Annotated in this window: 24 protein-coding genes and 1 tRNA gene; 17 read left to right on the top strand and 8 right to left on the bottom strand. The window is 71.9% G+C overall.

From position 1 onward, the window contains the following. Window positions 1-215 precede the first annotated feature (215 nt). Together AB0J74_RS05175 and AB0J74_RS05170 are read right to left on the bottom strand one after the other, a co-directional pair. Window positions 216-983 carry a dihydrodipicolinate synthase family protein gene (locus AB0J74_RS05175; RefSeq protein WP_363444857.1) on the bottom strand — a complete coding sequence of 256 codons (768 nt, stop codon included), beginning with the start codon at window positions 981-983 and terminating at the stop codon, window positions 216-218. Between the two features lie 10 nt (window positions 984-993). Further along, window positions 994-2,673, bottom strand: coding sequence for a phospholipid carrier-dependent glycosyltransferase (locus tag AB0J74_RS05170; RefSeq protein WP_363444855.1), 1,680 nt, complete (start codon window positions 2,671-2,673; stop codon window positions 994-996). 141 nt (window positions 2,674-2,814) lie between these two features. On the opposite strand from AB0J74_RS05170, the gene rsmI reads away from it, so the two are divergent. Continuing rightward, window positions 2,815-3,660 (top strand): 16S rRNA (cytidine(1402)-2'-O)-methyltransferase, encoded by an 846-nt coding sequence (gene rsmI / locus AB0J74_RS05165; protein ID WP_363444853.1) that lies wholly within the window; start codon window positions 2,815-2,817, stop codon window positions 3,658-3,660. Here rsmI and AB0J74_RS05160 read toward each other — a convergent pair. Then, window positions 3,654-4,526 (bottom strand): hypothetical protein, encoded by an 873-nt coding sequence (locus tag AB0J74_RS05160; RefSeq protein ID WP_363444852.1) that lies wholly within the window; start codon window positions 4,524-4,526, stop codon window positions 3,654-3,656. The genes rsmI and AB0J74_RS05160 overlap by 7 nt on opposite strands. Before the next feature lie 140 nt (window positions 4,527-4,666). Between AB0J74_RS05160 and metG the strand changes: the two genes are divergently transcribed. Further along, on the top strand, window positions 4,667-6,460 hold the full coding sequence (gene metG / locus AB0J74_RS05155; protein WP_363444850.1) for a methionine--tRNA ligase: 1,794 nt from the start codon (window positions 4,667-4,669) through the stop codon (window positions 6,458-6,460). Here metG and AB0J74_RS05150 read toward each other — a convergent pair. Continuing rightward, the gene (locus AB0J74_RS05150) at window positions 6,457-7,731 is read right to left on the bottom strand and encodes a hypothetical protein (protein WP_363444848.1); all 1,275 of its coding nucleotides are present in this window, start codon (window positions 7,729-7,731) and stop codon (window positions 6,457-6,459) included. The genes metG and AB0J74_RS05150 overlap by 4 nt on opposite strands. A 109-nt stretch (window positions 7,732-7,840) precedes the next feature. On the opposite strand from AB0J74_RS05150, the gene AB0J74_RS05145 reads away from it, so the two are divergent. From AB0J74_RS05145 to AB0J74_RS05130, 4 genes are read left to right on the top strand one after another with little or no spacing between them, the layout of a single operon-like run. Continuing rightward, entirely contained in the window at window positions 7,841-8,734 is an 894-nt protein-coding gene (locus tag AB0J74_RS05145; RefSeq protein WP_363444846.1) for a TatD family hydrolase, read from the top strand. A gap of 47 nt (window positions 8,735-8,781) precedes the next feature. Beyond that, a complete protein-coding gene (locus AB0J74_RS05140; protein ID WP_363444844.1) occupies window positions 8,782-9,210 on the top strand; it encodes a MarR family transcriptional regulator in 429 nt (142 codons plus the stop codon). Next, window positions 9,207-10,577, top strand: coding sequence for an MFS transporter (locus AB0J74_RS05135; protein WP_363444842.1), 1,371 nt, complete (start codon window positions 9,207-9,209; stop codon window positions 10,575-10,577). The genes AB0J74_RS05140 and AB0J74_RS05135 overlap by 4 nt, the downstream gene beginning before the upstream one ends. Further along, the gene (locus tag AB0J74_RS05130; protein WP_363444840.1) at window positions 10,574-11,152 is read left to right on the top strand and encodes a hydrolase; all 579 of its coding nucleotides are present in this window, start codon (window positions 10,574-10,576) and stop codon (window positions 11,150-11,152) included. The genes AB0J74_RS05135 and AB0J74_RS05130 overlap by 4 nt, the downstream gene beginning before the upstream one ends. Here AB0J74_RS05130 and AB0J74_RS05125 read toward each other — a convergent pair. Both AB0J74_RS05125 and AB0J74_RS05120 read right to left on the bottom strand, forming a co-directional pair. Next, a complete protein-coding gene (locus AB0J74_RS05125; RefSeq protein WP_363444838.1) occupies window positions 11,149-11,520 on the bottom strand; it encodes a VOC family protein in 372 nt (123 codons plus the stop codon). The genes AB0J74_RS05130 and AB0J74_RS05125 overlap by 4 nt on opposite strands. A gap of 49 nt (window positions 11,521-11,569) precedes the next feature. After that, entirely contained in the window at window positions 11,570-11,926 is a 357-nt protein-coding gene (locus AB0J74_RS05120; protein ID WP_363444836.1) for a hypothetical protein, read from the bottom strand. A gap of 47 nt (window positions 11,927-11,973) precedes the next feature. Between AB0J74_RS05120 and AB0J74_RS05115 the strand changes: the two genes are divergently transcribed. The 6 genes from AB0J74_RS05115 to AB0J74_RS05090 all read left to right on the top strand — a co-directional run bounded on the left by AB0J74_RS05115 (window position 11,974) and on the right by AB0J74_RS05090 (window position 17,162). Then, window positions 11,974-12,429 carry a MarR family transcriptional regulator gene (locus tag AB0J74_RS05115; RefSeq protein WP_363444834.1) on the top strand — a complete coding sequence of 152 codons (456 nt, stop codon included), beginning with the start codon at window positions 11,974-11,976 and terminating at the stop codon, window positions 12,427-12,429. A gap of 17 nt (window positions 12,430-12,446) precedes the next feature. Beyond that, window positions 12,447-13,310 carry a 16S rRNA (adenine(1518)-N(6)/adenine(1519)-N(6))-dimethyltransferase RsmA gene (gene rsmA, locus AB0J74_RS05110; RefSeq protein ID WP_363444832.1) on the top strand — a complete coding sequence of 288 codons (864 nt, stop codon included), beginning with the start codon at window positions 12,447-12,449 and terminating at the stop codon, window positions 13,308-13,310. A gap of 32 nt (window positions 13,311-13,342) precedes the next feature. Then, window positions 13,343-14,293 carry a 4-(cytidine 5'-diphospho)-2-C-methyl-D-erythritol kinase gene (locus AB0J74_RS05105; RefSeq protein WP_363444830.1) on the top strand — a complete coding sequence of 317 codons (951 nt, stop codon included), beginning with the start codon at window positions 13,343-13,345 and terminating at the stop codon, window positions 14,291-14,293. Next, window positions 14,293-16,113, top strand: a complete 1,821-nt coding sequence (locus tag AB0J74_RS05100) for an ABC-F family ATP-binding cassette domain-containing protein (RefSeq protein ID WP_363444828.1) — start codon at window positions 14,293-14,295, stop codon at window positions 16,111-16,113. The genes AB0J74_RS05105 and AB0J74_RS05100 overlap by 1 nt, the downstream gene beginning before the upstream one ends. A 72-nt stretch (window positions 16,114-16,185) precedes the next feature. Beyond that, window positions 16,186-16,644, top strand: coding sequence for a DUF4383 domain-containing protein (locus AB0J74_RS05095; protein ID WP_363444826.1), 459 nt, complete (start codon window positions 16,186-16,188; stop codon window positions 16,642-16,644). Window positions 16,645-16,679: 35 nt separating this feature from the next. Continuing rightward, a complete protein-coding gene (locus tag AB0J74_RS05090; protein ID WP_363444824.1) occupies window positions 16,680-17,162 on the top strand; it encodes a DUF4383 domain-containing protein in 483 nt (160 codons plus the stop codon). Between the two features lie 4 nt (window positions 17,163-17,166). On the opposite strand, the gene AB0J74_RS05085 is transcribed toward AB0J74_RS05090, so the two are convergent. Further along, on the bottom strand, window positions 17,167-17,769 hold the full coding sequence (locus AB0J74_RS05085; protein WP_363444822.1) for a TetR/AcrR family transcriptional regulator: 603 nt from the start codon (window positions 17,767-17,769) through the stop codon (window positions 17,167-17,169). A 108-nt stretch (window positions 17,770-17,877) separates the two neighbouring features. Beyond that, a complete protein-coding gene (locus AB0J74_RS05080) occupies window positions 17,878-18,846 on the bottom strand; it encodes an acyl-CoA desaturase (protein WP_363444820.1) in 969 nt (322 codons plus the stop codon). Window positions 18,847-19,015: 169 nt separating this feature from the next. On the opposite strand from AB0J74_RS05080, the gene AB0J74_RS05075 reads away from it, so the two are divergent. From AB0J74_RS05075 to pth, 5 genes are all read left to right on the top strand, one after another. After that, window positions 19,016-19,087: transfer RNA gene (locus AB0J74_RS05075), tRNA-Gln, on the top strand. An 86-nt stretch (window positions 19,088-19,173) separates the two neighbouring features. Beyond that, window positions 19,174-20,655 carry a bifunctional UDP-N-acetylglucosamine diphosphorylase/glucosamine-1-phosphate N-acetyltransferase GlmU gene (gene glmU, locus AB0J74_RS05070; protein WP_363444818.1) on the top strand — a complete coding sequence of 494 codons (1,482 nt, stop codon included), beginning with the start codon at window positions 19,174-19,176 and terminating at the stop codon, window positions 20,653-20,655. Window positions 20,656-20,686: 31 nt separating this feature from the next. After that, complete coding sequence (locus AB0J74_RS05065) at window positions 20,687-21,667, top strand: ribose-phosphate diphosphokinase (RefSeq protein WP_363444815.1); 981 nt, start codon at window positions 20,687-20,689, stop codon at window positions 21,665-21,667. Between the two features lie 268 nt (window positions 21,668-21,935). Further along, window positions 21,936-22,583: a 50S ribosomal protein L25/general stress protein Ctc gene (locus tag AB0J74_RS05060; protein WP_363444813.1), complete on the top strand. Its 648-nt coding sequence runs from the start codon at window positions 21,936-21,938 to the stop codon at window positions 22,581-22,583. Window positions 22,584-22,683: 100 nt separating this feature from the next. Next, entirely contained in the window at window positions 22,684-23,271 is a 588-nt protein-coding gene (pth, locus tag AB0J74_RS05055; protein WP_363444811.1) for an aminoacyl-tRNA hydrolase, read from the top strand. Window positions 23,272-23,279 lie beyond the last annotated feature (8 nt).

Here is a 23,279-nt window from a genome sequence, read left to right as displayed (position 1 = left end):
GTCCGGGCGACTGCGGGGTCCGGGCGACTTCCGGGTCCGGGCGACTGCGGGGTCCGGGCGACTTCCGGGTCCGGGCGACTGCGGGGTCCGGGCGACTTCCGGGTCCGGGCGACTGCGGGGTCCGGGCGACTGCGGGGTCCGGGCGACTTCCCGGTCCGGGCGACTTCCGGGTCCGCGCGACTTCCGGGCTGGGGCGACTTCCGCGCCCGCCGCGTTCAGCCGAGGCGCGCGGCCTCTGACGTGCCATAGCGCGCCGCGACCAGCGACTTGAGCCCGGCCGGAAACGACTCCTTGGCTCGCAGGTGCGGCGCGAGCAGGGCCCGCTGTGCGGCGGCGTCCCCGCCGAACGCGGCCAGCGACTCGGCCGGGTAGGCGTTGGCCACCGCCAGGATGGCTCCGGCCGCGCCGAGCGCGCCGGCCAGCAGCACCAGCGCGGCCGAGCCGACGAACACCGCGCCGTCCCAGGCCGCCAATTCCTGGAGCAGCCGCTCGGCCGAGCCGGTCGAGTCCTTCACACCCGCGATCGGCAATTCGGGCAGCGCCGCGACCGGGACCTCGCCGCCGGCCACCCCGGGGAAGTGGTAGGCCAGGACCGGCGCCGGGCCGGCGGCCTCGGCGACTGCGGCGTAGTAGGCGGCCAGGTCACCCCGGCGGCGGGGCGGTGCCACCAGCACCGCGTCGGCGCCGCCACCGACGGCCGCCTGGACCCGGGCTGCGGCCGCGCCCCGCCAGGCGCCGCTCGCCCCGGTCACCACCGGCACGTCGCCCGGCAGTGCGGCTCGGACCGCCGCGGTCAGGCCGGCCAGTTCGGCGTCGGAGAGGGTGTCGGACTCGCCGGTGCTGCCACCGACCAGGACCGCCTGGATGCCTTCGGCGGCCAGCCGGGCCGCGTGTGCGGCGGTCGCGCGCTCGTCGACCGCGCCGTCGTCGTCGAACAGGGTCACCAGCGCTACCGCGACGCCGGTCCAAAGCGGTTCGGTCACGCCGAACACGCTATATCCAGCGCGACCCCAGCCACATCCGCGCGGACCAGTCGGCGTAGGGCATGACGTCGCCGACGAAGACCTTGAAGAAGTAGGCGAAGCAGAGCACGACCAGCACCAGGTAGGCGCCGACGACCACACCGCCGATCAGCCGGCGGTCGGCGAGTCTGCGGGCCGACTCGGGCGACGGCGTTGCCGGTCTGGTGGCCGGCGACATGATCGCGCCGAGCGCGTAGACCACCGCCAGGACCATGAACGGCAGGGCGGGCGCGGTGTAGAACGAGAACATCGTGCGGCCGTTGTCGATCGCGAACCAGAACCACGGGACCAGGCCGAAGAAGACCATCAGCAGGATCGCGCCGGCCCGCCAGTCGCGGCGCGCGACGCCGAGCCAGACCAGGGCCGCGAGGGCCGGCAGGAACGACCACCAGAGCACCGGCGTGCCGAGCAGCAGCACCTCGGACGCGCACGAGTCGGTGCCGCAGGTGCCGCTGTTGGACCAGTAGAACGCGACCGGGCGGCCGAGCAGCAGCCATTGCCACGGCCACGACTGGTAGGTGTGCTTGGTGTCGAGGCCTTCGTGGAACGCCAGGGCTTCCTTGTGGTAGTGCCACAGGTTCTGCAGGGCGCCGATGACCGGCGGCTCGGGCCGGTTGTTGCCGGCGAGCCAGTGCCGGTAGAAGCCGTCGTCGGTGAGGAACCAGCCGCTCCAACTCGCCAGGTAGACCACGAAGGCCACCGCGACGAACATCGCGATCCAGCCGAACTCGTCGAGGAACGTGTCGCGGACCGGGTGCCGGGCGCCGACCGTGCGGCGGGTGCCGTATTCCCACCAGAGGATCAGGATCAGGAACGCGGGCAGGAAGAACAGCGCGCTCCACTTGACCGAGACGGCGCAGCCGAACAACACCGCGGCGGCGAGCCGCCACCACGGGAACGCGATGCCGAGCCGGCCGGCGCGGCCGAGGCGGGTCGGGTCGAGCCCGTTCTCCATCGCGGTCAGCCAGCGGCGGCGGCGTGCGTCGCGGTCGGCGACCAGCGCGCCGAACGCGGCGAGGATGAACAGCAGCAGGAAGATGTCGAGGATGGCCGTGCGCGAGAGCACGAGGTGGAAGCCGTCGAGGGCGAGCAGCAGGCCGGCCGCGGCGCCGAGCGTGGTCGAGCCGAACATCCGCCGCGCGACCCGCACCATGACCAGCACGGAGATGGTGCCGGCGACGGCGGCCGAGAAGCGCCAGCCGAACTCGGGGGAGGCGGTCCACAGGTGACCGGCGGCGCGCACATTGCCGTCGGCGTCCTGGTAGCCGAACATCCACTCACCGACCGCGATGAGCCATTTGCCGAGGGGCGGGTGGACCACGTACGACGCGATGTTGTCTTTGTAGTTCCATTCGACGCCCTTGGTCAGCAGGCCGTAGGCGTCCTTGGCGTAGTAGGTCTCGTCGAAGATCTTGCCGGGCGGGTGGCCGAGCCCGATGAACCGGACCAGTGCCGCGACGGCTACGACAAACCCGGTGACCGCCCACGACCACGGATCGCGGCGCGCGTCGAACGGCAGCAGCCGGCGCCGGATCACGTCGGGCACGGCCCTCGCCGGTGCCGCTATGGAGGTCGGGCCGTCGCGCTCCGGTGCCTCGGCCTCCTCGGGGCCGGCATCGGGGCTCGCTACGCTCGTCGCCGCCAGGGTCACCACGCGATCGTAGGCTGCCGAGACCGAATTGAGGTGTTCGGCGGGGCGGTGTTGGCCGTACCGGTTAGCAAGTGACCGGAAGGCGGGATGAGGCGAAGCCTCGTGCCGGCTGAGGACCGTGAATAAACAAGGGGCTATGAAGTGCCAGAAAATGGGCGGTTGGTGCTAGTTGGCGCGCCCCTCGGCAATCCTGGTGACGCTTCGCAACGGATGCGTGACGCGCTGGCCGAGGCCGACGTCGTGGCCGCCGAGGACACCCGCCGGCTGGTGCGGCTCGCCCGCGATCTCGGCATCACCGTCGCCGGCCGGATCGTCTCCTACTTCGAAGGCAACGAGGAACGGCGTACGCCGGAGCTGGTCGACACGCTCCGTGATGGCGCTGTCGTCGCTCTGGTGACCGACGGCGGCATGCCCAGCGTCTCCGACCCCGGCTACCGGCTCGTCCGGGCCACGCTCGACGCCGGCCTGCCGGTCACCGCCGCGCCCGGTCCCAGCGCGGTGACCACTGCCCTGGCCCTCTCCGGGCTGCCCACCGACCGGTTCTGCTTCGAAGGCTTCCTGCCGCGCACCGGCGCCGCGCGGCGGTCCCGGCTGGCCGCGCTGGCCGCCGAGGAGCGCACGCTGGTGCTCTTCGAGGCGCCGCACCGGCTGGCCGCGATGCTCACCGACCTGGCGGCGGCGTTCGGCGCCGACCGGCCGGCGGCGGTCTGCCGGGAGCTGACCAAGACCTACGAGGAGGTTGTCCGCCGGCCGCTCGGCAGGCTCGCGGAGTGGGCGGCGGCGGGCGACCCCAAGGGCGAGATCACCCTGGTGGTGGCGGGCGCGCCGCCGGCGGCGGCGACCCGTCCTGACGACGAGGCGCTGCGGGCGGAGGTCGCCGCGGCCGAGGCCGAGGGCCTGTCCCGGCGCGACGCGATCGCGGCGGTCGCGGAGCGGCATGGGGTACGCCGGCGCGAGGTCTACACGATCGTGCACGCGCCTCAGTAGGTGGCCGCGAGGAAACCGATCGTGACCAGCAGCGGGGCGGCCAGCCCGCAGACCGCGGCGGTGCGCCGGGCCCGCCGGTCCTCGAGCCGCAGGGCGCCGGTGGCCAGCACGATGCCCACGCCGGTCAGCAGCACCAGCAGCACCCCGAGCAGCCAGCGCAGCGTCATCAGCATCCCGTTCTCCAGGTACGCGGTGGCGCTGCCGGCGTGCACCATCTGGGCCTGGAACCGGGTGCCGGTGGCCGTCTGCGCCCGGCTCACGCCGATCAGACGTACCCCCTCGGTGGTGTAACGACCGTCTGCCGCGGCGAAGGATCCCCGGCAGCGCTGGGTGAGGCCCGAGCCGACGCAGCCGGCGACCGTCGCGGTGCCGGTGTCGCCGCGACCGGCGGCGAGCCAGATCGGCTCGGCGGTGACCCAGGCGAAGAACGTGCCGGCGAGTGCCAGTACGACCAGCATGCCCAGCGCGGCGCGCAGTTGGCGGGGCCGGCGCGGGCGCCGGGAGCGGGTGGCGACGTGCCGGGGCCGGGTGGCCGCGCGGGCCCGGGCGGCCAACCGGGTCGGCGACCAGGCGTCCCGGTCGACGACCTCGGTGATCAAGGGGCCGCCGGCCGTCCGGGCCGCGGGCGGGGTCGCGTCGCGGAGCGTGTCGACCTTGGCGCCGCTGCGGGCCAGCGCGGCGCCCTGCACCGCGGCGGCCAGACCGTTGACCGCGGCCGGCTCGCGGGCCGGGGCGGGGACGGATGCCCGACCGACCGCATCCCGCGACGGGTCCGGCTCGTTGATGGGCTCGGTGTCATGGGCGGCTGCGACCTGGTAATCGACCAGCTCTGACTCGGGGGCGGTCTCGGGCCGTTCGGGCGTCACGCTCACAAATCTCATTGGACAACGCCCCACGTCACCGTTCGTGCAGGTAAAGGGCGTGTCGGCGGATAAATCCGGACAATGTGGGTGGGGGTGTGTGGCTCGTTGGCCGCGCTCAACCAAGGCTCACTACCCTTGCGCCCATGAGTCACGTTCTCGCCGCGGTTGCCTGGCCCTACGCCAACGGCCCGCGTCACATCGGCCATGTTTCCGGCTTCGGCGTCCCCGCCGACGTGTTCAGCCGTTACATGCGGATGGCCGGCCACGACGTGCTCATGGTGTCGGGCACCGACGAGCATGGCACCCCGATCCAGGTGCAGGCCGACAACGAGGGTGTCACCCCCCGCGAGCTGGCCGACCGCTACAACCGGGTGATCGTCGAAGACCTGCACGGGCTGGGCCTGTCCTACGACCTGTTCACCCGCACCACGACCGGCAACCACTACCAGGTGGTGCAGGACCTGTTCGACGGGCTCTACCGCAACGGCTACATCGTCGCCAAGACCACGCTGGGTGCGATCTCCCCGTCGACCGGGCGCACGCTTCCGGACCGCTACATCGAAGGCACCTGCCCCATCTGCGGGTACGGCAGCGCCCGCGGCGACCAGTGCGACAACTGCGGCAACCAACTCGACCCGGAGCAGCTGATCAACCCGCGCTCCCGGATCAACGGCGAGACCCCGGAGTTCGTGGAGACCGAGCACTTCTTCCTCGACCTACCGGCCGTCGCCGACGCGCTCGCCGCCTGGCTCGACACCCGCGACGGCTGGCGCCCCAACGTGCTGCGGTTCTCCCGCAACCTGCTCGACGACCTGCAGCCCCGGGCGATCACCCGCGACCTCGAGTGGGGCGTGCCGATCCCGCTCGACGGCTGGCGCGACCGCTCCGACAAGCGCATCTACGTCTGGTTCGACGCCGTGATCGGCTACCTGTCGGCGTCGATCGAGTGGGCCCGCCGCACCGGCGACCCGTCGGCGTGGAAGAAGTGGTGGTCGGCCGACGGTGAGGGCAAGGACGCCGCCGCCTACTACTTCATGGGCAAAGACAACATCGTCTTCCACTCGGTCATCTGGCCGGCGATCCTGCTGGGCTATTCGGGCCAGGGCTCGCGCGGCGGCTCACCCGGCGACCTGGGCGCGCTCAACCTGCCGACCGAGGTGGTCTCCAGCGAGTTCCTCACCATGGAGGGCCGCAAGTTCTCGTCGTCGCGCCAGGTGGTCATCTACGTACGCGACTTCCTGGACCGCTACGACGCCGACGCGCTTCGCTACTTCATCGCGGTCGCCGGCCCGGAGAGCCAGGACACCGACTTCACCTGGGCCGAGTTCCTCCGCCGCAACAACGACGAGTTGGTCGCCGGCTGGGGCAACCTGGTCAACCGCTCGATCTCGATGGCGGCGAAGAACTTCGGCGAGATTCCGGCGGCGGGTGAGCTGACCCCCGAGGACGAGGCCCTGCTGGCGGTGGCGAAGGCGGGGTTCGGCACGGTCGGCGGCCTGATCGAGAAGAGCCGCCAGAAGCAGGCCATCGGCGAGGCCATGCGGGTGGTGGCGGAGGCCAACAAGTACCTGTCCGAGCAGGCACCGTGGAAGCTCAAGGACGAGGCCGACAAGCCCCGGATGGCGACGATCCTGCACGTCGCGCTGCAGGTCGTGAGCGACGCCAACACGATGCTCACCCCGTTCCTGCCGCACTCGGCCCAGAAGGTGCACGAGCTTCTCGGCGGCACCGGCGTACACGCCCCGATGCCATCGATCGAGGTCGTCTCCGACCTCGACGGCGGCCCGTCATACCCGGTCCTGACCGGCGACTACACGGTCGGCGCGCGCTGGGAGTCCGTGCCGATCGAGTCCGGCCGCGCCCTGGCCGCCCCGAAGCCGGTCTTCCGCAAACTCGACCCGTCCATCGTCGACGAGGAACTGGCCCGGCTCGGCTAGATCTCGTAGCGGTTGTCGACGATCTGGCGGTCGGTGACCTCGCTGAGCGGCGCCCAGGTTTCGTAGATGCCGCGTTCGTAGCACTGGGCGCCCAAGCGGGCCACCGCCTCCGGGTCGGGGCGGCACAGGCGCAGCCGCAGCCAGCCCGACTCCTGGCGGAGCACCAGGCATGGCGCGTCGCGCCAGCGGCCGTACTCGTTGCGGCGGACCAGCGTGTCCACCGGATAGCGCGCGGCCCTGGTCATCGCCAGCACGCGGAACTCGCCCGGTGGGTCGGCCACCGCGACGCACTCTTCGCCGCCGTACGTGCCGACCAGGTGGACGGCCGACTGCTGGTCGCCGATCTGCACGTATTCCTGGTCCGGCGGTATGCCGGGCAGCTCGGAGAGCAACGGGCGCCAGCGTGGGCCGGCCATCCGCAGCCAGCCGCGTTGTTCCGGCTGGAACGAGTAGAGGATCGCCTCGTCGCCGTCGGCGGTGTAGGCGACCAGGGTCGCGTTCGCCGGCATCGGGAGGTCGGTGAAGTTGCTCGTCACGAACTCGGGGATCACGTGCCGGCCGCTCGGTGCGAAGCCCGTGCCGAGCACCGGTGCGCCCATCCGGTCGTGGGACGGCATCGAGACCAGGCCCGGATAGCGGTCGTACGACGGCACGTCGAAGTCCGACGGGTCGACGGCGCGCCAGCGGAGGGCGAACGCCACGTCCTCGGGATCGCGGCCGTCGTCGGCCTCGGTGCGCAGCAGGTTCAGGTCGGCGGGGGTACGCAGGTGTGCCACGTCGTACTCGCGGTAACAGAAACCCTGCGGCAGGCGGCCCCGCAGGTAGGCCGCGACCTGGCTGCCGGACAGGTGCTTGACCATCCGGGTGCCGCGCCGGACGTGGGCGCTGGCCCGCAGCGCGACCAGGATCGGGTCGCCGGCCGACGCCGGGTACTGGCTGCGGCTGTGCACCTCGCGCCAGCCGATCGCCCGGCTCAGCGGCAGCGTCATCGGGTCGTCGGGCTCTTCCGCGCCGTCGTGGTGCACCCGGTCGGGGTGGTGCGGGTCGGCCGGCCGGCCGTTGACCGCGGTGATCTCGGTGACGTGGGTGAACCGGTGGAAGGGATAGCGCTGGCCGGGCCGCGGGTCGCGCTCGAAGCCCTCGCCGGGCTCCGCGCTGAACAGCTCGTAGGCCGCGCCCCGCGCGATCTCGACAGCGGGGTACGTGACGTCGCCGAGGGTGACGCGCAGATCGGTGGGGGAGCCCGTGCGCTCCTGAGGGGTGACCGCCACCCGGCAGACCCTAGGTGCGCCGCGTGTGCCGGCAGTGAACAGTTCGTGAACTTCCCCCGCACGGCGGTGCGCGCTATGTCACTGCCGCCGTATGTGATGCTGACCAGCGATGACCGAGCAACCGAACGAGTCACGCCAGCAGCGCGCCGCGCGCCGCGCCGGCGAGTTTCCGGCACCGCCGCTCCCGCTGGCGGTGCCGGTGGCCGACAGCCATACGCACATCGATATCACCGTCTCGGAGGCCAGCGGCGGCGGGCGCGACGTGTTCGGGCCCGATCCGGTCTCCGGCGCCATCGCCGCGGCCGCCAACGCCGGCGTCGACCGGCTCGTCCAGGTGGGTGTCGACGTCGAGTCGTCGCGCTGGGGGCTGGCCAAGGCGCGCGAGCACTCCGCCGTGGTGGCCACCGTGGCGCTGCACCCCAACGAGGCGCCGCGGCTGCCCAACCTCGACGAGGCGCTGCGGATCATCGAGGGGCTGGCCGCCGACGAGCGGGTGCGCGGGATCGGCGAGACCGGGCTCGACACGTTCCGCACGACTGACGAGGGGCGACCGGCCCAGGAGGCAAGCTTCCGGGCGCACATCGCGATCGCCAAGCGCTACGGCAAGGCCCTGGTGATCCACGACCGGGACGCGCACGCCGACGTGCTGCGGGTGCTCGACGAGGAGGGCGCGCCGGAGACGGTGGTGCTGCACTGCTTCTCCGGCGACGAGAACTTCGCGGCGGAGTGCGTACGCCGTGGCTATCTCCTGTCGTTCGCCGGCACCGTGACGTTCGCCAACGCCACCGCGCTCCGGGCCGCGGCCGTGGTCACGCCGGCCGAGCAGATGCTGGTGGAGACCGACGCCCCCTACCTGACCCCGGTGCCCTACCGTGGCCGGCCCAACGCGTCGTATCTGATCCCGCTGACCGTGCGGGCGCTGGCCGAGGCCAAGGGCGTCGACGTCGACGAACTGTGCGCCGCGATCTCCGGTGCGACGGAGCGTGCGTTCGGTCACTGGTAGCCAGTTAAGACTGGACAGTTTCAACTGAAGAATTTTACGGTTCGCACATGACCGAAGAGTCGGCCGTGCGGGCCGCCCGTGACCTGCGCGTCGTGGTCGGCCGCCTGCGCCGCCGGCTGCGCGCCCTCGCCGGCTCCGACGCCCTGACCCCGTCGCAGACCTCGCTGCTGACCCGGCTCGGCAAGGAGGGCCCGGCGTCGGCCAGCGCGCTCGCGGCCGCCGAGGGGGTCCGCCCGCAGTCGGTGGCGACGCTGCTCGCGGCGCTCGACGAGCAGGGTCTGATCGACCGCCGCCCGGACCCGGCCGACGGCCGCCGCCAGGTGATCTCGCTCAGCGCGGCCGGGCAGCGGATGTTCGAGTCCACCAGCCGGGCCCGGGAGGAGTGGCTGGCCCGGTCGCTGCAGGACCGGTTCACCGAGGCCGAACGGCAGACCGTGATCGAGGCGCTGGCCCTGCTCGACCGGCTGGCCGAGTGACCGCCGCCGTCACGCCCGCGGCACCGCCGGCCGCGAGGTTCGACCGCCGGCTGATCGCGCCGATGATCCTCGGCGCGGTGCTCAACCCGATCAACTCGTCGATGATCGCGGTCGCCCTGATCCCGATCGGGGTCGCCCTCGGCGCGCCGCCGTCGGACACCGCCTGGCTGGTCTCCGGCCTCTACCTGGCCACCGCGGTCGGGCAGCCGGTCGTCGGCCGGCTGGTCGACACCTTCGGCCCGCGCCGGCTCTACCTGGTCGGCGGCGCGCTGGTCGGCGCGGCCGGGCTGCTGGGCACGCTGGCACCTGACCTCTGGGTGCTGGTGGTCGCCCGGATCCTGCTGGGCCTGGGCACCTGCGCCGGCTACCCGGCCGCCATGTATCTGATCCGCCGCTCCGGCGCGGACAGCCCGGCCGGGGTGCTGACCGCGCTCGCCGTCTCCGCGCAGACCATCTCGGTGGTCGGGCCGACGCTCGGCGGCCTGCTGATCGGCTTCGGCGGCTGGCGCACGATCTTCGCGGTCAACGTCCCGCTCGCCGTCGCCTGCCTGGTGCTGGGCCTGCGCCGGCTCCCGGGCACGCCGCTGCCGCGCACCCGGATCCGGCTCGACCTGCCCGGGATCGCGCTGTTCACCGCGCTGCTGACCACGTTGCTGCTGTTTCTGATGCGGCCAGCGCACTGGTATCTGCTGCCGGTCACCCTGCTCGCCGGGGCCGCCCTCGCCGCCCGCGAGTCGCGTACCGCCGAACCGTTCCTTGATCTGAGGGTGTTCGGTGGCAACCTGCCGCTGCTCGCGACCTACGGGCGCAACCTGTTGAGCTACGTCATCGCGTACGGGTTCATCTACGGCTTCACCCAGTGGCTGGAGTCCGGCCGCGGGCTCAGCGCGTCGGCGACCGGCCTGGTGCTGCTGCCCACGTTCGTGGCCGCGCTGGTGGTCTCGACGCTGACCGGCCGGCGGGCCGCGGTCCGCGGCAAGCTCGTGGTCGGCACCGTCGTGCAACTCGGTGCCGCGCTGTTGCTGCTGACCGCGGGCCCCGACAGCGGCATCTGGCTGCTGGCCGCGGTCGCGCTGGTGGCCGGCGTGCCGCAGGGGCTCAACGGCCTGGCCAACCAGAGTGCGCTCTACCACCAGGCCGACCCGGCCCGGATCGGCGCCGCCGCCGGCCTGCTCCGCACGTTCATGTATCTCGGCGCGATCGTCGCCGCGGCCGCCAACGGCGCGTTCTTCGCGCACGGCGCCGACACCACGGGGCTGCACCGGCTGGCCCTGTTCCTGCTCGTCGTCGCCGCGCTGTTGCTCGTGGCGACGGTCGCCGACCGAACCCTCGGTCGGGTGGGCAATGCGAAAGGTGCACCATCATGACACTGACCACTTTGGACGACCGCAGCGCGCTGGTCGTCATCGACCTGCAGCAGGGGGTCGCCGCGATGTCGACGATGCCGCACGCGGCCGGCGACGTGATCGAGCGGTCCGCGGCGCTGGCCGACGCGTTCCGCGCGCACGGCCTGCCGGTCGTGCGGGTGCGGGTCTCGTTCGCGCCGGACTTCGCCGACGCCACGCCGGGGCGCACCGAGGCCGCCGCCCGCGGCGCCGCCGGCATGCCGGACGGCTGGGACCGGCTGGTCGACGAGCGCCCCGGGGACGTGGTGGTCACCAAGCACAACTGGTCGGCGTTCTACGGCACCGACCTCGACCTGCAACTGCGCCGGCGCGGCATCACGCAGATCGTGTTGACCGGCATCGCGACCAGCATCGGCGTCGAGTCGACGGCGCGGGCGGCGTACGAGCACGGCTACCACGTCACGCTCGCGGTCGACGCGATGGCCGACGCGCAGGAGGAAGCGCACCGCAACAGCGTGGAGCGGATCTTCCCGCGGCTGGGCGAGACCGGCACCGCCGCGGAGATCGCCGAACTCCTGGCGAAGACCCGCGGTTAGCGGTCGGACAAGACAGACAACACGTTGCCGGCCGGGTCGGTGAACCAGGCGATGTCGGGGCCGTTTCCGCGCACGATGCCCTTCTCGTCGTGTGGCATGCCCTCGTAGCGCTCGAAGGTGATCCCCCGGCCGGCCAGGTCGTCGACCGCCGACACGATGTCGGCGACCGGGAAGTTGAGGATCGTGAACGTGGCCGGTTGGTGGTTGGCCTTGGGATAGACGAGCACCTCGGCACCGGCACCGATGTCGATCATCAGCATCCCGTTGACCTCGGAAACCGGCATGCCCAGGGTGTCGCCGTAGAACCGCTTGGCGGCGGGGATGTCGTCGACCGAGAAACCGCTGAACGGCCGGGTTGGCTTGAACATCGTTGGTCGCCTTCCGTTGGCTCGGGTCGTCACCCCGATCGTCACACGCTCAGCGGGGGCGCGCAGCCTCTCTCACCCGGTAGGAGCGGCAGCCCAACCGCCGCCCGAACTCGGCCAACCGGGCGTCGAACGCCCCCGGCGCGGCCCGCAGCGGCTTGCGGGCCACGAACCAGACGGCCCAGCGACCCTTCCCCGCCACGTCGAAGATCTGCCGGACGACCCGGGTCTGCCCGCCACCGTCCGCGTGCAGGGCCGTCTCGGACCGGAACCACCAGTCGCCCTGCACCGCGATCGTGCGGGCGGCCCGGTCGACGTGCGCGCCGGGTTGCTCTGCCAGCGCGACCTCGGCGACCCGCTCGATGGGTGCCTCGACGACGCCTTCCAGGGTGAGCAGCAACCGTCCCATGGGCTATTATCTTGGCCATCAAGCATCTTGATAGTCAAGAGGTAAACGTGAGTTGGGCCCAGGCGGCGGCCGCGCTGACAGCGGCGGTGCGGGAAAACCAGCGGGCGACCGACGCGTTCGACGCGGCGGTGGCCGCACGGCTCGGCGTCAACCGCACCGACGGCGCCTGCCTCGACGTGCTCGACCAGCTCGGCGGCTCGGCCACGGCCGGCGAGCTGGCGGCCGCGCTGCGCCTGACCAGCGGCTCGACCACGACGATGATCGACCGGCTGACCGGCGCCGGCTATGTGGCGCGGGTGCCGGATCCGGGCGACCGGCGGCGGGTCGTGGTCACCCTCACGCCAACCGCCCGGGAGCGGATCGGCGAGATCTTCGGCCCGATCGCGGCCGCCGGCGCCGAGGTCTTCCGGCCCTACTCGGCGGCGCAGCTAGACCTGGTCCGCGAGCTGCTCACGGCCGCGACGTCGGTGCTGACGGCCCAGATCGATCGGCTCGGGCGGTAACTCGTAGGCTCGGCGCCGTGACCGAACTGCTAGGGCCGGCCGAGATCCGGGTGCTCGCGAGCCGGCTCGGGGTGGCGCCGACGAAGCGGCTCGGGCAGAACTTCGTGCACGATCCCAACACCGTGCGGCGGATCGTCGCCGCCGCGGGGCTGGCGGCCGACGAGGTGGTCCTGGAGGTCGGGCCCGGGCTGGGGTCGCTCACCCTCGGTTTGCTCGCGGCCGGCGCCCGGGTGCAGGCCGTCGAGATCGACCCGGTGCTGGCCGGCGCGCTGGAACAGACCGCACGGGACCGGGGCGCGCCCGAGGGGCGGCTGACCGTGCACGCCGCCGACGCGCTGCGGGTCACCGCCGCGCAGTTCCGACCGGCGCCGACCGCGCTGGTCGCCAACCTGCCCTACAACGTCGCCGTGCCGGTGGTGCTCAACCTGCTGGCCGAGCTGCCCACCCTGCGGCACGGGCTGGTCATGGTGCAGAAAGAGGTCGCCGACCGGCTGACCGCCACGCCGGGCGGCAAGGTCTACGGCATCCCCTCGGTCAAGCTGGCCTGGTACGCCGAGGCCCGGCCCGCCGGTCGCGTGCCGCCGAGCGTGTTCTGGCCGGTGCCGAACGTCGACTCGGGCCTGGTCGGGTTCGTCCGGCGCGAGCCGCCGCGGGCCGACGTACCCCGGGCGGATGTTTTCCGGGTTATCGACGCGGCGTTCGCGCAGCGCCGCAAGACCCTGCGGGCGGCGCTGGCCGGTTGGGCCGGTGGTCCGGAGCGGGCGGCGCGGGTGCTGGTGGCCGCCGGTGTCGATCCCGGCGCGCGGGGCGAGTCGCTGGCCGTGGGCGCGTTCGCCGACATCGCGGCGGCGGCCAACGTCCCCGCCAGCCTCCCCGAGTAGGCTGACGCCGTGCTGAGCCGGGACATCACTTCGTGACCGAAGCGTGGGAGCCGGAGGACGAACGTCCCCGGCTGGGAGCCTCCGGTCCGGTCAAGGTCAAGGTGCCAGCGAAGATCAACTTGCACCTGGGCGTCGGTCCGGTCCGGGCCGATGGCTATCACGAGCTGAGCACCGTCTACCACGCGATCGCGCTGCACGACGAGCTGACCGCCCGCCGCGGTGACACGCTGACCCTCACGATGGAGGGCGTCGGCGCCGGTGAGCTGGCGCTCGACGAGAGCAACCTGGCGATCCGCGCCGCCCGGGCCCTGGCCCGCCACGCCGGCGTCCCGGCACACGCCCGGCTGCACCTGCGCAAGCAGATCCCGCTGGCGGCCGGCCTGGCCGGCGGCAGCGCCGACGCGGCGGCCGCGCTGGTCGCCTGCGACGCGCTCTGGGGCACCGGCATGTCGCGCGACGAGCTCGCCGCGATCGCCGGTGAGATCGGTTCAGACGTGCCATTCCTGGTGTACGGCGGCACCGCGCTCGGCACCGGCCGCGGCGAGACGGTCAGCCCGGTGCTGGCCCGCCCGACGACCTGGCATTGGGTGGTGGCGATCGCCGACGGCGGCCTGGCCACCCCGGCCGTCTACAGCGAGCTCGACCGGATCCGCGCCCTGCGCGCCGCGCCGCCGCCGCTGGGCAGCGCCGACGACCTGCTCGCCGCGCTCCGCCAGCGCGACCCGGAGGTGCTCGCCGGCGCCCTCGGCAACGACCTGCAGGCCGCCGCCCTCTCGCTGCGCCCGCAACTGGCCGACGTGCTCAAGACCGGCCGCGCGGCCGGCGCACTCGCCGGCCTCGTCTCGGGTTCCGGCCCGACCTGCGTCTTCCTCGCCTACGACCAGTCCGAGGCGGCCATGGTGGCCAGCGCGCTGGAAGCCGCCGGCGTCTGTCGCGAGGCCCGCACCGCCACCGGCCCGGTAGCCGGGGCCCGAGTCGTCTGATGGCGAACATCGTCAACTTGGACCGGGTGTCCAAGGGCTACGGCGCGGCCGGACCCCTGCTCACCGGGGTCTCGGCCGGGATCGACGACGCCGACCGGATCGGCGTGGTCGGCCTCAACGGCGCCGGCAAGTCGACCCTGCTGCGGCTGATCACCAGGCAGGAGGAGCCCGACGAGGGTCGCGTGACGCTGCGCCGCGACCTGCGGGTCGCCGCGCTGCCGCAAACCATGACGTTCGAGCCGGAAGCGACCGTGCGCGAGGTCGTGATCGGCACCGCCTGGCTGGCCGAGGGCCTCGGCGCCGAGCACGAGTGGGCCGGCGACGCCGGCGTCCGGGCGATCCTCGACGGCCTGGGCATGCCACACCTCGGCCTCGACCAGCCGGTCGGCCCGATGTCCGGTGGCGAGCGGCGCCGGGTGGCGCTGGCCGCGCTGCTGGTCCGCCCGGCCGACCTGCTGGTGCTCGACGAGCCGACCAACCACCTCGACGTCGCCGGTGTCGACTGGCTGGCCCGCCACCTGACCGGCCGCAAGGGCGCGCTGGTCGTGGTCACCCACGACCGGTGGTTCCTCGACGCGGTCTGCACCAGCACGTGGGAGGTCGCCGACCGGACCATCCGGGCGTACGAGGGCGGCTACGCGGCCTGGATCCTGGCCCGGGCCGAGCGCGAGCGGGTCGCGGCGGCCACCGAGGCCCGCCGGCAGAACCTGCTCCGCAAGGAGATCGCCTGGCTGCGTCGCGGGCCGCCGGCCCGCACCTCCAAGCCGCGGTTCCGGATCGACGCGGCCAACGCGCTGATCGCCGACGTGCCGCCGCCCCGCGACACGCTCTCGCTGCAGCGGCTGGCCACCGCGCGCCTGGGCAAGCAGGTCTACGACCTGTCCAACATCTTCCTGAAGGCCGGCGACAAGCCGATCCTCGACGACGTGACCTGGCAGGTCGGGCCCGGCGACCGGGTGGCGCTGCTCGGTGCCAACGGCGCCGGCAAGACCACGCTGCTGCGGCTGCTGGCCGGCCGGTCGACGCCGGCCGCCGGCCGGTTCACCGTCGGCGCCACGGTCAAGCCCGCCTTCCTCTCCCAGGAGTTGGCCGAGCTGCCCGGCGACCTGCGGGTGCTCGAGGCCGTCGAAGAGGTGGCCCGCCGGGTCAACCTGGGCGGCCGCGAACTGTCGGCGGCCCAACTCGCCGAGGTGTTCGGCTTCGTCGACCGCCCGTCCGGCGGGGGCACCCGCACCTCGAGCCTCTGGACGCCGGTCAGCGACCTGTCCGGCGGCGAGCGGCGCCGGCTGCAGATGCTCCGATTGCTGGCCGGCGAGCCCAACGTGCTGCTCCTGGACGAGCCGACCAACGACCTCGACACCGACACGCTGGCGTCGCTGGAAGACCTGCTCGACTCCTGGCCGGGCACGCTGATCGTCGCCTCGCACGACCGCTACCTGGTCGAACGGGTCACCGACGCGGTGTTCGGGCTGTTCGGCGATGGCCGGCTGGTGCACCTGCCGGGCGGCGTCGACGAGTATCTGGCCCGGGTGACGGGGACGCCGGCGCCGGCCGCGGTGACGCCGACCGCCACCCCGATGGAACGCGCCGGGATGTCCGCCGCCGAGGTGCGCGCGGCCCGCAAGGACCTGACGCGGCTCGAGCGGGCGGTCAGCCGGCTGACCGAGCGGGAGGCGGCGCTGCACGACGAACTCGCCACCCATGCCACCGACTACGCCAAGGTCGCCGACCTCGACGCCCGCCTGCGCGAAGTGCGCGCCGAGCGGGAGCGCGCCGAGGAGGAATGGCTCGCGCTGGCCGAGCAGGTCGACGCTTCGTAACCCCGATGTGCTGCCGACCAGGTGGTTGGGCCACAATCTTCTTCGACCGACGACATCGGCGCTGGAGGGCACGTGGCCACGCACAATCCGATCAACCACCCCGCACGCTCTACCTACCGGGTGCTCACCGGTCTGACCGGGGTCTACCTGGTGATCTTCGGCGGGATCGGTGTGGCGACGACCGGCGGTGACGGCCTGTTCGCGCAGGACGCCGGCAACGTCCTCGGCCAGGGCACCAACCTGGCCAACTCGCTGCTCAGCATCGTCGTCGGCGCGATCGTGCTGATCGCGACGTTGGTCGGCCGCAACATCGACGTGGCGGTCAACCGGGCGTTCGCGTACGTGCTGATGGCGCTCGGCCTGGCCACGCTCGCGACGATCCGCACCGACGCCAACTACCTGGGCCACACCCTGGCGACCAGCATCGTGATGATGGTCCTGGGCATCATCCTGCTGCTGTCCGCCATGTACGGCCGGGTCGGTTCGGAAGAGGAACACCGGGCGTGGCAGCGGGCCCGTCTGGAGTTCTGAGCCCGGAGAAAGCGGCCTAGCCCCACAATTGGGGCATGGCCCACTTTCCGCTCAACCACCCGCTCCGGCCGCTCTACCGGACGCTGGCCGGGCTCACCGGCACGTACATCCTGATCTTCGGGTGCGTCTCGTTGACCAGGACGGTCGGTGACACGCTGTTCTCGCGGAACAGCACCTGGGCGCTGGGACTGCGTACCAACCTGGCGTTCGCCATCATCTCGGTGATCTGGGGCCTGATCCTGGTGGTGGCCAACCTGATCGGCGGCAACATCGAGCACTACACCAACCTCGCCGGCGCGGTGCTGTTCATGGCCACCGGGATCTACATGGTGGCCTTCATGCAGACCGCGGCCAACTTCCTGAACTTCTCGGTGTCGACCGCGATCCTGTCGCTGGTCTTCGGCGTCCTGCTGCTGCTGGCCGGGATGTACGACAAGACCGGCACGCCCGAGCGGGCGCGGTCCGAACAGGCCTTCAAGACCACTTCGGTCGGGCCGCGCACCGCGCCCCGCCGTTGACCCGTCAGCGCGGGTCGCGGACCACCAGGGCCGGCTTGGACTCGAGGTGGGAAAGGCCGTTCCAGGCCAGGTTGACCAGGTGGCTGGCCACCACGTCCTTGCGCGGCTTGCGCACCTCCAGCCACCAGCGGCCGGTCAGCGCGACCATGCCGACCAGCGCCTGTGAATAGAGTTCGGCCAGCTTGGGGTCGAAGCCGCGCGACTTGAACTCGGCGCCCAGGATGTGTTCGGCCTGGTGAGCCAGGTCGTTGAGAACGCTGCTGAAGTTGCCGGTCGACGACATCACCGGCGACTCGCGGACCAGCACCCGGAACCCGTCGGTCTCCTGCTCGATGTAGTCGAGCAGCGCCAGCGCGGCCTGTTCGAGCAGCTCGCGCGGGTGCCCCGCGGTCAGCGCGTTGGTGATCCGGTCGAGCAGCGAGCGCACCTCGCGGTCGACGACGACCGCGTAGAGGCCTTCCTTGCCGCCGAAGTGCTCGTAGACCACCGGTTTGGAAACCTTGGCCCGGGCCGCTACCTCTTCGATCGACGTGGCGTCGAAGCCGCGCTCGGCGAACAGCTGACGCCCGATCGAGATCAGCTGCTCGCGACGCTGTGTCGCGGACATCCGGACTCGGGACCGGCCGCCCGCCGGATTGGCTGGGTCGGCTACCACGCGAGCATCCTGCCAGCCCGCCGGTGCGGGCCGCTGACCCGCACCGGGAGCGTCATCGGATCAGGCTGTCTTGTCGACGAGTTTGGCGGCGATCCGCTCGGGCTTCGGCCAGCGCACGTCGTAGGCGGCGCCGGCCCTCTCGAACAGCCAGATCACCCGGGCCGAGATGTCGATCTGGCCGCGCAGCACGCCGTGCCGGGCACAGGTCGGGTCGGCGTGGTGCAGGTTGTGCCAGCTCTCGCCGAACGACAGGATCGCGAGCGGCCAGAAGTTGCTGGCCTTGTCGCCCTGGCGCACCTCGAACGGGCGCTCGCCGTAGACGTGGCAGACCGAGTTGATCGACCAGGTGATGTGGTGCAGCACCGCGATGCGCACCAGGCCGGCCCAGAAGAACGCGGTCAGTGCGCCCGTCCACGACATGGTGACCAGGCCGCCCACCAGGGCGGGCGACAGCACCGAGATGACGACCAGCAGCGGGAAGAGCCGGTCGACCCGGCTGATCGCCTTGTCGGCCAGCAGGTCCGGCGCGAACCGCTTCCGGTTGCCCAGCTCGCGGGAGAAGAGCCACCCCACGTGTGCGAAGAACAGGCCCTTGGTGAGGCCCCAGAAGCCGCCGCCGAAACGCCACGGCGAGTGCGGGTCACCCTCGAGGTCGGAGAACGCGTGGTGCCGGCGGTGGTCGGCGACCCACTGGATCACGTTGCCCTCGATCGCGAAGGAGCCGGCCACCGCGAGGGTCACCCGCAGCCAGCGCTTCGCCTTGAACGAGCCATGCGTGAAGTAGCGGTGGAAGCCGACCGTGATGCCCAGGCCGGAGACCACGTAAAGGACCAGGGCGATCGCCGCGTCGGTCCACGTCAGCCAGCCGCCGGCGGCGGCGACCGGAATCGCCGCCAGCACCGCGAGGAACGGCAGCACGACGAAGAACCAGAGCGCGATCAGCACCCCGAGCGGCTGCTTGCCCTCAGTCAATGGCTTCGGGCCGATGGATGTCGTCGTCTGGTCGGGAGTCGCGGTGACGGTGGTCATGGCACCTCGCACGGGAATGTGATCGAAAACTTACGCCTACGTCACCGTAACTTACGCAACCGTAGTTAGCACCCGGAGAAGCGCGGAATCTAGGTTCGACTAACCCGTGCGGGGGAAAGGAACACCGTATGTCCACGCGGGCGCGACAAGCTAGGCTTACCCGGCTCAGTGGGACGTGGGGTAACGGCAGCCCGCCGGACTTTGAATCCGGAAGGTCCTGGTTCGAATCCAGGCGTCCCAGCTTCTTTCGGGTGACCGACGGCCCCGTTCTGACCACCCGACTAACATGAGGCGGCACGCCGTACGCCGTCCGACGGGAGCCCCCTCGTGACCGAAGACCGCACCGTCGTCATCCTCGCCGCGGGCGAGGGAAAGCGGATGAAATCGGCGCTGTCGAAGATGCTGCACCCTTTGCTCGGCCGCACCCTGCTGGGTCACGTGCTGGCCGCCGCCGCGCCGGCCGAGGCCGGTCGCACGCTGGTCGTGGTCGGCCACGGCGCTGACCAGGTCGAGGCGCACCTCGCCGAGGTGGCGCCCGGCGCGACCCCGGTGCTGCAGGCCGAGCAGCACGGCACCGGCCACGCGGTGCGGATCGCGCTCGACGCGGTGCCCGACGCGACCGGCACGGTCGTGGTGCTCAACGGTGACGTGCCGCTGCTGCGCGGCGAGACGGTCGGCGCCCTGGTGGCCGCGCACGAGCAGGCCGGCACCGCGGCAACGGTGCTCACCGCCGAGGTTCCCGACCCGACCGGGCTGGGCCGGATCGTCCGTGACCCGGCCGGCGGCCTGGAGCGCATCGTCGAAGAGCGCGACGCGAGCCCGGCCGAGAAGGCGATCCGCGAGATCAACGCCGGCATCTACGCGTTCGACGCCCGCCTACTGCGCGCCGCCCTGGCCAAGCTGACCAGCGACAACGACCAGGGCGAGGAATACCTGACCGACGTGTTCGGCCTGCTCGCGGCGGCCGGCGAACCGGTCGCGGTGCACGTCGCGACGGTCGCCGAGGAGACCCTGGGCTGCAACGACCGGCTCGAGCTGGCGGGGCTGCGGGCCCGGCTCCGCGACCGGGTCAACGCCGACCTGATGCGCTCCGGCGTCACCATCCTCGACCCGGCCACCACCTGGATCGACGTGACCGCCACCGTCGAGCCCGACGCGGTGATCGACCAGAACACCCAGCTACGGGGCGCCACCCGGGTCGGGGCGGGCGCCACGGTCGGCCCCGACACCACGCTGATCGACACGGTCGTCGAGGCCGGCGCGACGGTGCTGCGGGCACATGCCGTCCAGGCCCAGATCGGGCCGGGCGCGAGCGTCGGTCCCTACGCCTACCTGCGCGCCGGCACCCGGCTCGCGCACAAGTCGAAGGTCGGCACGTTCGTCGAGACCAAGAACTCCGAGATCGGCGAGGGCTCCAAGGTGCCCCACCTGTCGTATGTCGGCGACGCCACGATCGGCGAATACAGCAACATCGGCGCCGCCTCGGTCTTCGTCAACTACGACGGTGTTGCCAAACACCGCACGGTCATCGGCAGCCACGCCCGCACCGGCTCCGACAACATGTTCGTCGCGCCGGTCGAGGTGGGCGACGGCGCCTACACCGGCGCCGGCACGGTGGTCCGGCGTGACGTACCGCCGGGTGCGTTGTCGGTTTCCGGTGGTCCGCAGCGGATCTTCGAAGGATGGGTCGAATCCCGGCGTCCCGGGACAGCGGCGGCCGAAGCGGCGCGCGCCGCGCGTGACCAACTGCACGTGACCGAAGACGCTCATGCCGACGTCGATGCTCCGGGAGATACTTCAAGCGAGTAAACATCCGCCGAACTCACGGAGCGCCTCACCCATGGGCAGCATCGTCGCCGAAAACCGCAAGAGCCTGATGCTCTTCTCCGGCCGGGGGTTCCCCGAGCTGGTCACCGAGATGGGCGAGGTGCTCGGCGTGGCGCCGACGCCGACCGACGCCTACGAGTTCGCCAACGGAGAGATCTTCGTCCGCTACCGCGAGTCCGTCCGGGGTTCCGACGCCTTCGTCGTGCAGTCCGCGGGCGAGGGCGTCAACAAGTGGGTGATGGAAACGCTGATCATGGTCGACGCGCTCAAGCGCGGTTCGGCCAAGCGGATCACCGTGGTCCTGCCCTTCTACCCCTACGCCCGGCAGGACAAGAAGCACCGCGGCCGCGAGCCGATCTCCGCGCGGCTGGTCGCCGACCTGCTCAAGCAGGCCGGTGCCAACCGGATCCTGACCGTCGACCTGCACACCGCCCAGATCCAGGGCTTCTTCGACGGGCCGGTCGACCACCTGTTCGCGATGGACACGCTGGCCAGCTACGTCGAGCGCAAATACGCCGGCCGGCCGATGACCGTGGTCGCGCCCGACTCGGGCCGGGTCCGGGTCGCCGAGCGCTGGACCGACCGGCTGGGCGGCTGCCCGCTGGCCTTCATCCACAAGACGCGCGACCCGCTCAAGCCCAACCAGGTGGTCGCCAACCGGGTGGTCGGCGACGTCGAGGGCCGGGTCTGCCTGATCGTCGACGACATGATCGACACCGGCAGCACCATCTGCAAGGCCGCCGAGATCCTGCACGACACGGGTGCGGCGGATGTGGTGGTCGCGGCCACCCACGCGCTGCTCTCCGACCCGGCCACCGAGCGGCTCAAGAACAGCCGGATCAGCGAGGTCGTCGTGACCAACACGCTGCCGCTGCCGCCGGAGAAGCGGCTCGACAAGATCACCGTGCTGTCGATAGCTCCGCTGCTGGCCAGGGCCATCCGCGAGGTCTTCGACGACGGCTCCGTCACGACGTTGTTCGGCGGGTTGAGCTGAGCCGTCCACCAACCCGCTTCAGCGCGTTGCGCTGAGCTGTCTACCAACCCGCTTCAGCGCGTTGCGCCTAATCCGGCAGACCCGGCGGTAAGGTGCCACCCCGGCTCCGGTAGAGTATTGAGGTTGCCACGGCGAGGGTGACCCGGCTGGTTCTCTGAGCAGCCACGGGCGCCGTCATCGACGCGGTGTCCGGGCCAGCCCCGCGCGCCTCTCGCCCGGCACCGCCGCCGCTTGCACACAGCCCAGACCAAGATCCAGGAGTTCTCCCGTGTCCGAGGTAAAGATCGCCGCCGAACCCCGTACCGAGTTCGGCAAGGGTGGTGCCCGCCGCACCCGGCGCGCCGGCCTGGTGCCGGCCGTGCTCTACGGCCACGGCGAGAAGCCCAAGCACATCGCCCTTCCCGCCCGTGAGTTCGCCGCCGCGATCCGCCACGGTGGCGCCAACCAGCTCTTCGCGATAGAGGTCAGCGACGGCACCCAGGCCCTGGCCCTGCCGAAGGCGATCCAGCGCGACCCGGTGAAGGACACCTTCGAGCACATCGACCTGCTTCTCGTGCGCCGTGGCGAGAAGGTCACCGTCGACATCCGGGTGACCCTGGTCGGCGACGCCGCGCCCGGCACCCTGGTCGTGCACGAGAGCGACACCCTGTCGGTCAGCGCCGACGCGACCCGCCTGCCCGACCACTTCGAGGTCTCGATCGAGGGCCTCGAGGCCGGCTCGAAGATCACCGCCGCCGACATCAGCCTGCCGGACGGCACCGAGCTGATCGCCGACCCGGAGACCACCATCGCCGTCATCAGCGTCGCGCCGAGCGCCGAGGCGCTCGAGGGCGAGACCGCCGAGGGCGAGGCGGCTGCCGCCGAGGGCGCCGAGGGCGAAGCGGCCGCCGAGGCGGGCGACAGCTCCGCCGAGTAGGACACCCAAACACTGGTCTGTGCGCGATCAGGCCCCTTCCGGCTCCGACCGGGAGGGGCCTTTCGCAACTCACTTGTAGGCCCTGGGGAGAATGACAAGCGTGGAAGCGACAGCGCCCTTCCTGGTGGTGGGTCTTGGCAACCCGGGTCGTGAATACGCCAAGAACCGGCACAACGTGGGCTTCATGGTGGCCGACCTGATCGCCGAGCGGATCGGCGCCAAGTTCAGCCGGCACCGCCGGGCGGTCGGCGAGGTCGCCGAGGGCCGGCTCGGTTTCGGCGGGCCCCGCCTCGTGCTGGTCAAGCCGCTGACCTACATGAACCTCTCGGGCGGCCCGGTGGTGGCGCTCGCGCAGTTCTACAAGGTGCCGGCGGAGCAGATCATCGCCGTCCACGACGAGCTCGACATTCCCTACGGCCAGATCCGCGCGAAGGTCGGCGGCGGCGAGGGCGGCCACAACGGCCTGCGCTCGATGTCGAAGTCGCTCGGCACCAAAGACTATGCGCGGGTGCGGTTCGGCATCGGCCGCCCGCCCGGCCGCCAGGACCCGGCCGACTACGTGCTCAGTGACTTCTCCGCGGCCGAGCGCAAAGAGCTCGAGTTCCTGGTCGACCGGGCCGCCGACGTCGCGGAAGCGGTCGCCACCCGCGGGGTCGAATGGGCACAAAACGCCTATAACGGATCCTGATCAAGTCC

This window comes from Asanoa sp. NPDC049573, assembly GCF_040676615.1.
Taxonomy (GTDB): domain Bacteria; phylum Actinomycetota; class Actinomycetes; order Mycobacteriales; family Micromonosporaceae; genus Asanoa.
The sequence above is the reverse complement of the archived record's forward strand: the minus strand, read 5'-3'. Positions and strand labels throughout refer to the sequence as shown.